Origin of the sequence: Collinsella sp. TM09-10AT, assembly GCF_003436275.1 — a bacterium.
Classification (GTDB): domain Bacteria; phylum Actinomycetota; class Coriobacteriia; order Coriobacteriales; family Coriobacteriaceae; genus Collinsella.
Genome location: NZ_QSOP01000009.1, coordinates 63,998 through 74,617, shown reverse-complemented (window position 1 = coordinate 74,617; position 10,620 = coordinate 63,998). Strand labels below are relative to the sequence as shown.

The window sequence follows — 10,620 nt, the reverse complement described above, 5'->3', positions numbered from 1 at the left end:
CGGGTGACGGCGGCGCAGATCGGGGAGACGGAGCGGAGGGCGAGGGCGCTGCAGCGCGACCGCGCCCGCGCGCTCAAGAGGTCGAGGAAGGCTAAGCGATGAGGTTGTTTGAGAAGCTGTGGCGGATGATTATCGAGAACCGCCGCGTACGCAAGAGCATCGAGGCACGCCGCGCCCGCAGGTGCAGGAGGTCGACGAGATGAACGTGATGTGGGACGTGCAGGAGAGGACGTGCGCGATCTGCGGGAGGGTCTTCATCCCGAAGGCGCCCCACGCCAAGTACTGCTCGGAGGCGTGTCGGCGCGAGCACGACCTGCGCCGCGTGAAGGAGGCCCGTCGCAAAGGCACCAAGCCGAAGCGCGACAGGGTGGACCGCTATCTGGCCGGGTCGGGGTCGGCGCACGACGAGATCATGGCCATGCGGCGCGAGGTCGCGATGAGATATTGAGTTTCCGCAGGTAGATATATAATTAAGGCCGCTGGCGTTGGAGCGCCGGCGGCCTTTGGCAAAGACGCCTCCCGGCATCCTCTATGTGGCGTAGAGCATGGTACCACGCGGGAGGTCACATGGATGCACGGGAATATCTGGAGACTGTACGGGCCGCCCAGCGCGGCATCGACCGCAGGCTGGCGGTCATCCAGTCGATGCAGGCGCGCGAGCAGGTGCGCGCCCAGCGCTACGACGCCGTGGGCAAGGGCGCGCACGGCACGGACTTCATGCGCTCGACGGACGACCGCATAGACTACGAGCGCCGCAGCGGCGCGGAGCTGTCCGAGCTCCGGCACGAGGTGGAGCGTGGGCGCGAGCTCTGCGCGGGCGTGCGCTCGGCCAACCCAGGCAAGCGCTGGGGCGACGTGCTGGAGCTGCGCTACTGCGAGGACCGCACCCTGCAGGAGATCGCGGGGACACTGGGGGTGTCGGTGAGGTCGGTGCATTCAGATATGTCATCGGCCCTGGACTGGGTCGATATGGTGGGCATCGCCACCGCAAGGGCTGGCGTGGGCCGTGCGGCAATATAATTGGATGGCTGGTTCGCGTCAGCATGTCGGCCCCGATCGCCATGTGCGGTCGGGGCCTTTTGTCTTTATGGGACTGCATGCAATTGCAGACGATTGCACACTTCTGCAGACAATTGCAGATAGTTGCAGACGATTGCACACAATTGCAGACCGTTGCAGGTTTCTTCTGGGATATAACTAGGGTGTCGATTCGCAGCGCCGCCCGCGCGGTGTGCGGGTCGGATGTGCGTGGAAGCACAGATGAGTGGCCGGAGTTCCCTTCAGCAGTTCAGGGACTCCGGCCTTTCTATTGCGTTTAATTCAATAGGGGATGATGCCCGTGGTCAGCCGAGAGTACATCGCGCGATCCGCCCGCCGCCACGACACGGTCATGGCGTGGGCGTTCCGCCGCGCCCTGGGGGTCACGGCGGCGCCGCGCCGCCGACCTGGGGGTGCCGGGGGCGTGCGCCTGGAGGCGCTGCGCTACGGGGGCATCGAGGCGTGCATGTCCAACCGAGGGCGCTCCCCGGTGGAGTGGTAGGGGATGGGCAACCCGCGCAAGGCCAACGGCGCCCGACGCCGCCATGTCGTGCGGTGGCTGCGCTCACAGGGTAGGCCCTGCTGGATATGTGGGCTACCCATAGACTACGGGGTGCCTGCGGGCGACCCCCGGGCTTTCGAGTGCGACGAGCTCGTCCCGGTCAGCCGCGGCGGATCGCCCTTCGACCGTGACAACGTCGCCGCCGCACATCGTTGCTGCAACAACTGGCGCCGCGCCCGCAGCGTCGCCGAGGTCTCGGCCGTCCGGTTCGCGCTCGCCTCGCGCCGCGCCGCCTGGAACTCGCCCGAGACGTTCGTCGCGCTGTGCAAGGCACTCAAGGACGATGGCGCATCGGTTATTAATCCCCCGTCCGTGCCCGACAGACAGCCTCGGGCAACGACCTCGTGGTAGGGGACGCGCCTCGGCACACGACCCCACGGGGGTCTTTTACCGGATGGTGACAGGCCACCATCCCGCGCCAGGGCCGCAATACCCCCGAATACGCTTTTTTACAGAAGTCAAGCCAAAACCGCAGCTAAACCGAGAAAAACTAGGCGGGTGTGTACGTGAAGATACACGACATCGTCCCATATGAGCGAAATGCCCGGCACAACGCCTCCGCCGTCCCCGTGGTCGCCGACTCCATCAAGGAGTTCGGGCTGCGCGGGACCATCGGCCTGGAGAGCCGCGAGCGCCCGGTTATTGTATGGGGGCACACGCGCGTCGAGGCGTGCAGGAGCCTGGGGTGGGACGAGATTCCCGACTCCAAGATCGAGTACTGCGACGACCTGACGGACGAGCAGATCAAGGCCTTCCGCATCGCCGACAACAAGACCGGCGAGGTGGCGACCTGGAACAAGTCGATGCTGCGCGAGGAGGTCCGCAGCCTCAAGGACTTCGACATGTCGAGGTTCGGGCTCGACTTCAAGAGCAAACGGCTCGACTACGGCCACGAGCGCCTGAGGACGGACGACGCGTACAACCTGCGCCTCGTCGCCCGGTCCGACTGCGGCCGCGACGGCATGCCCCGCATGAAGCGGTGCATGGCCAGGCCGGCGGACATGATCGGGTTCAACTACGCCAAGAGCACGCCCGAGGCCGACAAGGCGGGCCGCTGCTGCCACTTCTTCATCGACGACTACCAGTTCGAGCGCGTGTGGGCCCGCCCCGCGGCCTACCTCGAGTGCCTGCGCGGCTTCGACTGCGTGCTCACGCCCGACTTCTCGCTCTACCTCGACATGCCCGACGCCATGCAGCGGTGGAACCGCTACCGCTCCCAGGCGCTCGGGCACTGGTGGCAGGAGCAGGGCCTCCGTGTAGTCCCGACCCTCTCGTGGGCGCAGCGCCGGAGCTTTCTCTTCACGTTCGACGGCGTCCCGCGCCGCTCGACCGTCGCCGTGTCGACCGTCGGCGTGAAGGGGGACGAGGGCGCCCTGGCCGTCTGGCGCGAGGGCATGGCGGAGGCCATGAGCCGACTGGAGCCCGCTCGCGTGCTGCTCTACGGCGGCGACATAGGTTTCGACTTCGGTGCCTGCGAGGTCGTCGAGTACAAGGGAGGCGGGTTCCGTGGGAGGCAGGGGCGCCAGCAGCGGGTGGAGCGTAGATAAGCGCGGAAACCCGAAGAACCCGTACGGCAGCCAGTACCATTCGGTGCTGACCGTCGGGAACATCAAATTCGTATCTAAGAACGGGCGCGGCAGCGAAACCCTCATGGAGACGATGACGCGCGGGCGCGTCTACGCCCATGTCGAGGGGGACGACTTGAAATCGATCGTCTATTTCGACAATGAGAACAAGAGGTCGAAGCAGATCGACGTGGACCACTCGCATAATGGGGAGCGCCCGCATGCGCACCACGGCTACAACCACAATGAGAACGACTCGGCGAAGGGCGCGGCAAGGCTGACGCCGGACGAGCAGGCCATGGTTGATAAGGCTGTCAGCATATGGGAAAATAGGAAGCGCGGAAAGTAGCACAGTACGAGGAGTGCCCTTGATTGAGGAGACGTAGGTGCAAATCCTACCGCCGCGCAAGCCGTCCTTCGGGGCGGCTTTTTTATGCCGATTGGAGGTGGCGGATGCCCCTCGAGAAGCCCGCCGCGGTCGCCGGCGACCCCGTGAAGAGCGCCAAGTGGGACGAGCTCACCGCCGGCCGCTCGTTCACCCAGGCCGACGCGCCGACGCTCGCGCTGCTTTGCCAGTGGTACAAGATCGTCGAGCTCGCCCAGGACGAGCTGGACAGCTTCGGCGAGCAGACCGCCTACCAGAACGACATGGGGGACCTGAAGTCATTCCCGCAGATAGCGACCCTGAAGACCGCTTCGGCGGAGATCAGGCAGCTCAACAAGCAGCTCGGCATAACCGACGGCCACGAGGGGGCGCCAGATGTCCGGAACGTCCAGACCAAGCTCTTCTCGATCGCCGAGCGCCACGAGGCGCGGAAGGCAAGAGCCGCGGTATAGGGTCGCCGTGGGCGAGGCCGCCTACTCCGAGGGAGAGGACGCCGCCGAGCTGGGCGGGGACCTGGGCATGGAGCCCATCGAGTGGCAGTCCCTCGTGCTGTCCGACTGGTGCGCGTGCGACGCCGAGGGCCGCCCCGCCTACGTCACGTGCGGCCTGGACGTGCCCCGCCAGAACGGCAAGAACGCCGTCATCGAGATATACGAGGTGTTCCGCCTGGCGGTCTGCGGCTGGCACATCCTCCACACCGCGCACCGCGTGAAGACCGCCAAGAAGGCGTTCAACCGACTCGTCCGCTACTTCACGGACAAGGAGCACCCAGAGCTCTCGTGCCTCGTCGAGAGGATCCGCCGCACGAACGGCGAGGAGGCCATCTACCTCACCAACGGCGGCTCCATCGAGTTCTCGGCGCGCACCAACGGAAGCGCGCGAGGCTTCGATGACATCCAGCTCGTCGTGTTCGACGAGGCGCAGGAGCTCACCGACTCCCAGTACGACGCCATCATGTACACGCTCGCCGCGTCCGCGACCGGAGAGCGCCAGATCATCTACACGGGCACGCCGCCCAACGAGGACTGCCCCGGCACCGTGTTCGCGCGCACGCGCGCGGCCATCCTAGCCGGCGACATCCCGAGCACCGAGTGGTGCTCGTGGGCCACGGACGAGTGCCCGCGCCAGGACGCCACGTTCGACGACGTGGTGGACCTCATCTACGAATCGAACCCGAGCATGGGCATCATCCTGTCGCTCGACTTCACCCGCACGGAGTTCGCCGGCGGCTCGATCACCGGCTTCGCCCACGAGCGCCTGGGCTGGTTCAGCCCGGCCGCCATGCTCACGAGGGCCATCCCGCGGGAATCGTGGGGCGCCGCCCTCATCGACGCCATCGGCGACCGGTACCGCGGCAAGAAGGCCTTCGGGGTGAAGTTCTCGAGGGACGGGTCGACCTACGCGCTGTCGGGCTGCAAGCTCGGCCAGCGCGCGCTCAAGGGCAAGGCCGCCGTCGAGCTCATCAGGGTCGGAACGACGGCGGGCGGCGCCCGCGAGCTCGCCGAGTGGCTCTACGACCGCCGCACGACCGCGTCGGTCGTCGTCATCGACGGCATGTCGGGCGCCGACGCGCTCATCGACCGCCTCGCCGAGATGAAGCTGCCGCGCGGCTACGTCGTGAGGCCGCAGACGCGCGACGTGGTCGCCGCCGCCGTCGGCTTCGTGGACGCGCTCAACGACGGCACGCTCGCGCACACCTACGACCCGACGCTCGAGGATTCGGCGAGGAAGTGCGTGCGCAGGAAGATCGGGTCCCGCGGCGGGTGGGGCTTCGGCTCCCCCGAGGACGCGACCGTGCCGCCCGAGCCGCTCGAATCTTGCTCGCTCGCGCTGTGGGGCGCGAGGAACACCAAGCGCAACCCGCGCAGGAAGCAGAGGGCACTGTGATCCAGAGAATTGGGCAGGGGGCCTCCGTCGAGACGCCGAACCTCGACGCCGTCCCCGAGCCGTACCGAGCCGCCGTGGAGGACATGTTCGAAACCTGGGGCGACGTGTCGGCGCGAAACACCGTCCTCAAGCGCTACTACGACATGAAGAACGAGATGAAGAGCCTCGGCATCTCCATCCCGCCCATGCTCGAGATGGTCAACTGCGTCACCGGGTGGTGCGCCAAGGCCGTCAAGGCGCACTCCGTGCGCTCCGTCTTCGACGGCGCGGAGGACCAGGACCTCAAGCGCCTCGTGCGCGAGAACCGCCTGAGGTCGCTCTACCGGCAGGCGTGCGCGAGCGCCCTCACCTACGGCGTGTCGGCCATGACCGTCATGAGGGGCGGCCCCGGACAGCCCGAGGCGATGGTCCGCGTGTTCAGCGCGAACCAGTTCTGCTGCCTGTGGGACAAGGACGCCCGCCGCATCCGCTGCGGCGTCGTCCTCGCCGACGTCGACAGGTCGGGCAACGCCTCCCGCTACGTGTGCCACTTCCCGGACGCGGTGCTCACGCTGGTGCGCATCGGCTCGGGCGGCGGCCCCTACGAGTGGGATTGCGAGACGGAGCCGAACCCCATGGGTCGCCCGCTCATGGAGGTGTTCACCTACGACCCCGACCCGGACCGCCCGCTCGGCCACTCCATGCTCACGCCCGAGATCCTGGGCATCGTCGACAAGGCCATGCGCGACGTGCTGCGCATGGAGGTCGGCGCGGAGTTCTTCACATTCCCCCAGCGATACATCCTCGGCGCCAAGGACGACCTCTTCTCCGTGAAGGACGGGGACGGCGGGGAGGGCGATGACGAGGACGAGGACGAGGGCGGCCCCGCCACCCCGCCGTCGCCCATCGCCAAGTTCAACGCGTACGTCGGGTCGTTCCTCGCCATCACCAAGGACGAGGACGGCGACGTCCCGACCGTAGGGCAGTTCGCCGCGCCGACCGCCGACAACTTCACACGCGTCTTCGAGAACGACGCGCAGCGGTTCTCCGGCGCGACCAACGTCCCGCTGGCGCAGCTGGGAGTGCTGTCGAACACCTACACGTCCTCGGACGCCCTGGGCGCAGCGAACGACCCGCTCATCCTCGAGGTGGAGCAGATCAACGAGCACAACGCCGAGGCGCTCGAGACGGTCGCGCAGATGATGATGGCGGTCAAGGACGGCGTCCCGATATCCGGGCTCACCGACGAGCAGCGCGCCGTCCAGGCGTACTTCAAGGACCCCTCGATGCCGACCATCGCGGCGCGCGCCGACGCGTGGACGAAACTCGCCGCCGCGGACGAGAGCATGCTGGGCACCCGCGTCTACTACGAGGGCGTGGGCCTGTCCCAGCCGACCATCGACCGCCTGGAACGCGAGAAGCAGCAGAGCGGGGCCATCGCGGCGCTAAACGCCATGGCGGAGACGATGGCCGCGCAGGCCGCGAAGGCCGCGGCCCTGCCGCCCGCCGGCGGTGAGGCGGAGTGATACCGCGCGAGGACTTCGACCGCTACGCCCGCGCGCTCGGCATCAACGCCGACCTGCTGCAGGCGGCGGTCGCGCAGGCGATAGACGAGTTCGCCGGACTCTACGGCGATGAGCTCTACCGGGCGCTGGCGCGCACCTACGCGGCGCTCGTGGCCAAGTTCGGCTCTTTTGCCGCCGCAGCGGCCGTCGAGTTCTACGCCGCCATGCGCTCGGGCGCCGGCCCGGCGCAGGGATACGAACCGCGGCAGTTCGACCCCGGCCACGGCGGGCTTCTCGCGAGCGACGTCGACGAGGCGCTGCGGACTTCCGCGGCCGCCACGGCGCTCGCGGCGACCGCCGTGCAGCGCGCCATGGGCTATGCGGACGCCACGATCCAGGGCAACGCCATGGCCGACCCCGCGCACCCGCGCTGGGCGCTGGTGCCGCACGCGGGCGCGTGCGACTGGTGCCGGATGATCGGCTCTCGCGGCTTCGTCTTCAAGAGCTCGGCGACAGCCGGAGCCGAGCGCCACCCGAGTTGCAGGTGCATACCGGTCGCCGACTTCTCCGGCAGCCCCGCGCTCGACGGATACGACCCGTCGGCGCTCTACGACGAGTACCGCGGGAAGCACCCCGAATGGGGGTCCAGGCGCTCGGGGTCCCGCGGCCACCACAGGGGCGGCAAGGTAGTCGCCGCGTTCGTGGACGGGAAGAGGTTCGGAAGCATCGGCGACATCCAGAGGTACATGGAGGGGGCGTCGTCCCCGGATGACCTCAAGGCACGCATGGCCACCGCGAACAGGGCGGGGCTGGCCATGGGCTTCAAGCCCGGGAGCCCCTACGCCAAGTCGCTCGCGCAGACCGCGGCGAGCGTGAGCAAGAGGCTCTCGGCCAAGTGAGGACGCCCCGTGGGAGGGCGGGCGCGACGCGCCATCAAGCGTCGCCGGCGAAGACACGCAACGCGCCGGCAGGAACACGAGGCCGCAGCCCGCACGGGAGGCGGCCTTTTCCATGCCTAAAGACCGCCAGCGCCGCCGCACGGGGCGCGAAGCGAGCCCCGCACGGGGCGGAAGGAGTGCAAGATGCCGACCCAGCAGCAAGCCAACAACGTGACCGATCCCGTCGAGCCCCCGCAGCCCGCCGCGCCGGCGGAACCCGGCGCCGGCCAAGAGCCCGGCGCGCCGCAGGAGCCGCCCGCGATCGACTGGAAGGCCGAGGCCGAGCGATTCAAGAAGGAGTCCCGCAAGTGGGAGGCCCGGGCCAAGGAGAACAAGGGCAAGGCCGACCTGTGGGACGCCCAGGGCGCGCAGGCGCCCACCGTCGAGTCCCTCAACGACGAGCTCAACGACCTGAAGGGACGCCTCGCCGCGTCCGAGGCCGAGCGCGAGCGCGAACGCACGCTCGCCCGCGTGTCGCAGGCCACCGGCGTGCCGGCCGCGCTCATCCACGGCGACGACGAGGAGTCTATGACGGCATCGGCAAAGGCCGTCGGCGACTTCGCCGAGTCGCGCCAGCCGGGCTACCCGCTCGACAAGGGCGGATCCGGTGGAGGAAAGAAAGTGAACAGGGAGTCCATCGAGTCCATCAAGGACCCCGCCAAGCGCATCATGGCCCGCGCCGCGCACATGGACCTCTACAAGTAAGAAAGGGGCAAGCATGCCCGTACCCGCAAACATCTCCGACTCCAAGGCCATCAACGCCTCGATGGACCAGGAGTTCATCCGCAACTTCGAGGGCGACCTCGACCGCCTGCTCGAGGTCCTCGGCATCTTCGGCGCCGAGACCATCGCCGCCGGCACCACGCTCAAGATGCTCAAGGTGACCGGCGAGCTCAACGACTCCAAGACCGACGGCTCCAAGGAATCCGCCACCGGCGACGCCGCCGTCCAGCTGGGCTCCAGCTCCGGCACGTCCTACGTCGAGGGCGACGAGGTCGCGCTGTCCAAGTTCACCGCCACCTACGAGCCCGTGGGCGAGGCCGAGGCCTTCCCGTACCGCCGCATGACCACGCACAAGGCGATCCAGCAGTCCGGCTACGTCAACGCCGTGCTCAAGACCGACAAGCACATGGCCTCGCTCGTGCGCCGCAGCATCGTCTCGCAGTTCTTCTCCTTCCTGCTCAAGGGAACGGGCACGGCGACCGGCAAGGGCCTGCAGGCATGCGCCGCGGCCGTCGACGCCAGGCTCGGCAACACCCTCGAGACCAACGGCGACGCCGCCGAGCGCGTCGTCCACTTCATCAACCGAGACGACGCCGCCGACTACCTCGGCACCGCGACCATCACCGACCAGAACCTGTTCGGCCTCACCTACCTCGAGAACTTCCTGGGCCTCTCGGGCGTCTTCCTGACCAACCAGGTCGCCAAGGGAACCATGATCGCCACCCCCGCCGACAACATCCGCATCTTCGGCGTGGACTTCGGCGAGCTCGCGACCTCGGGCCTCACGTACACGGTCTCCGACTCCGGCCTGATCGGCGTCGCGCACACCCCGGCGTACGACCACGTGTCCGTCGAGACCAACGTGCTCGCCTGCGCGACGTTCTTCCCCGAGGTGAAGGACTACATCGTGAAGGGAACCATCACGACCAAGTAAGGAGGCCGACGTGGACGACTACGCGTTCGCTACGGTCGACGAGTACCGCATCGACACGGGGGACGCGGCGACCGACGAGGAGCGCGTCGCGGCCGAGCTGTCGCGGCAGAGCGCGAAGCTCCGCGCGACCCTCGGCATACCGCGCTACCGCTCCCTGGCGGGCGACGCCCGCGAGCTCGCCCGCGACCTGGTGACCGACGCGGCCCGCAAGAAGCTGGTCCAGCCGGCCTGCGCGCCCATGGGCGTGGAGGACCTCACCGGCGTCTCGCAGTCGAGCTTCACGGCCAACGGGTTCCAGGGGAGCTTCACGTTTCAGAACCCGAGCGGCACGGCCTACTTCGACCGCTCGACGCTCGCCGCGCTCAAGAGGCTGCTCGGGTGCGGCCAGCGCATCGGCACCGTGTGCCCGAGCTACGGGGGCAGGCCGTGATCGGCGAGGAGGTGACGGTGCTGTCGAGCACGGAGACGGGCAGGGACGCCATGGGCGAGCCTGTCGTCGAGTGGGAGGCCACCGTCGTCACGGGGTGCCTCGTGCGGCCCCTGGCGGGCTCTGACGTGGGGGATGCCGTCCGGCCTGACGGCATCGAGGCGAGCTACTCCATCGCGTTCCCCAAGACGTACGCGGGGCCGCCGCTGGCGCGCTGCCGCATCGCCCTGACGGGGCGCGGCATGCCAGCCGACCCCGACACCGCGCTGCTGGTCGCCGGTTCCCCCGACATCACGAACCCCTGCCCCACGGCGTGGAACATGACGGCGACGGCGGGGAGGGTCCATGGCTGACAAGATCAAGTTCGGGCGCTTCGTCCACAGCGACGCGGGAGTCATCGCCGTCACGAAGGGCGCGGGCGTCCGCGCCTGGGTGGCGACCGAGACCGCCCGCCTCGCGGCGAGGGCCAACGCCGAGGCCGCATCACACCACGTGCCGTCGGGCTACCGCAGGTCCCTCGAGAGGCTCCATCCCGGGGCCTTCGACGGCGCCCCCTACGCGGGCGTCGTCAAGTCGGGCTCCTGCGACACCCTCGGCGTCGTCCGCGCCGCGACCCCGGCAGGCGCCTACGACCAGAACCGCAACCACACGCTCGACCACCTGCTCTAAGGAGGAAA

At 68.5% G+C, this 10,620-nt stretch carries 14 protein-coding genes; all 14 read left to right on the top strand.

The genetic code is table 11. The features are described from left to right. Positions 1-118: 118 nt before the first annotated feature. A complete protein-coding gene (locus tag DXD77_RS05370) occupies positions 119-448 on the top strand; it encodes a DUF2256 domain-containing protein (protein WP_147325417.1) in 330 nt (109 codons plus the stop codon). 119 nt (positions 449-567) lie between these two features. Further along, a complete protein-coding gene (locus DXD77_RS05365) occupies positions 568-1,020 on the top strand; it encodes a sigma factor-like helix-turn-helix DNA-binding protein (protein WP_158548914.1) in 453 nt (150 codons plus the stop codon). Positions 1,021-1,651: 631 nt separating this feature from the next. Continuing rightward, entirely contained in the window at positions 1,652-1,951 is a 300-nt protein-coding gene (locus DXD77_RS10475; protein ID WP_199409006.1) for a hypothetical protein, read from the top strand. Positions 1,952-2,100: 149 nt separating this feature from the next. Next, a complete protein-coding gene (locus DXD77_RS05350) occupies positions 2,101-3,147 on the top strand; it encodes a DUF4417 domain-containing protein (protein WP_369831496.1) in 1,047 nt (348 codons plus the stop codon). 103 nt (positions 3,148-3,250) lie between these two features. After that, positions 3,251-3,514, top strand: coding sequence for a hypothetical protein (locus tag DXD77_RS10470; RefSeq protein WP_199409005.1), 264 nt, complete (start codon positions 3,251-3,253; stop codon positions 3,512-3,514). Positions 3,515-3,618: 104 nt separating this feature from the next. After that, entirely contained in the window at positions 3,619-4,002 is a 384-nt protein-coding gene (locus DXD77_RS05340; protein ID WP_117563929.1) for a P27 family phage terminase small subunit, read from the top strand. 7 nt (positions 4,003-4,009) lie between these two features. Next, positions 4,010-5,437 carry a DEAD/DEAH box helicase family protein gene (locus DXD77_RS05335; protein WP_117648036.1) on the top strand — a complete coding sequence of 476 codons (1,428 nt, stop codon included), beginning with the start codon at positions 4,010-4,012 and terminating at the stop codon, positions 5,435-5,437. An 83-nt stretch (positions 5,438-5,520) separates the two neighbouring features. Beyond that, complete coding sequence (locus tag DXD77_RS05330; RefSeq protein WP_233506745.1) at positions 5,521-6,942, top strand: phage portal protein; 1,422 nt, start codon at positions 5,521-5,523, stop codon at positions 6,940-6,942. Beyond that, positions 6,939-7,820: a hypothetical protein gene (locus tag DXD77_RS05325; protein WP_117563926.1), complete on the top strand. Its 882-nt coding sequence runs from the start codon at positions 6,939-6,941 to the stop codon at positions 7,818-7,820. The genes DXD77_RS05330 and DXD77_RS05325 overlap by 4 nt, the downstream gene beginning before the upstream one ends. Positions 7,821-8,003: 183 nt before the next feature. Beyond that, positions 8,004-8,564: a hypothetical protein gene (locus DXD77_RS05320; protein ID WP_117563925.1), complete on the top strand. Its 561-nt coding sequence runs from the start codon at positions 8,004-8,006 to the stop codon at positions 8,562-8,564. A 13-nt stretch (positions 8,565-8,577) separates the two neighbouring features. Next, on the top strand, positions 8,578-9,516 hold the full coding sequence (locus tag DXD77_RS05315) for a hypothetical protein (protein WP_117646350.1): 939 nt from the start codon (positions 8,578-8,580) through the stop codon (positions 9,514-9,516). A 10-nt stretch (positions 9,517-9,526) separates the two neighbouring features. Further along, positions 9,527-9,946: a hypothetical protein gene (locus tag DXD77_RS05310; RefSeq protein ID WP_117648032.1), complete on the top strand. Its 420-nt coding sequence runs from the start codon at positions 9,527-9,529 to the stop codon at positions 9,944-9,946. Further along, entirely contained in the window at positions 9,943-10,296 is a 354-nt protein-coding gene (locus DXD77_RS05305) for a hypothetical protein (RefSeq protein ID WP_117648030.1), read from the top strand. The genes DXD77_RS05310 and DXD77_RS05305 overlap by 4 nt, the downstream gene beginning before the upstream one ends. Beyond that, positions 10,289-10,612 (top strand): hypothetical protein, encoded by a 324-nt coding sequence (locus tag DXD77_RS05300; RefSeq protein WP_117648029.1) that lies wholly within the window; start codon positions 10,289-10,291, stop codon positions 10,610-10,612. Before DXD77_RS05305 ends, DXD77_RS05300 begins: the two co-directional genes overlap by 8 nt. Positions 10,613-10,620: the final 8 nt, after the last annotated feature.

Coding starts and splice junctions, on each gene's coding strand:
- DXD77_RS05315 (WP_117646350.1), top strand. CDS start 8,578: ATGCCCGTACCCGCAAACATCTCCGACTCCAAGGCCATCAACGCCTCG.
- DXD77_RS05300 (WP_117648029.1), top strand. CDS start 10,289: ATGGCTGACAAGATCAAGTTCGGGCGCTTCGTCCACAGCGACGCGGGA.
- DXD77_RS05340 (WP_117563929.1), top strand. CDS start 3,619: ATGCCCCTCGAGAAGCCCGCCGCGGTCGCCGGCGACCCCGTGAAGAGC.
- DXD77_RS05320 (WP_117563925.1), top strand. CDS start 8,004: ATGCCGACCCAGCAGCAAGCCAACAACGTGACCGATCCCGTCGAGCCC.
- DXD77_RS05365 (WP_158548914.1), top strand. CDS start 568: ATGGATGCACGGGAATATCTGGAGACTGTACGGGCCGCCCAGCGCGGC.
- DXD77_RS05330 (WP_233506745.1), top strand. CDS start 5,521: ATGTTCGAAACCTGGGGCGACGTGTCGGCGCGAAACACCGTCCTCAAG.
- DXD77_RS10470 (WP_199409005.1), top strand. CDS start 3,251: ATGGAGACGATGACGCGCGGGCGCGTCTACGCCCATGTCGAGGGGGAC.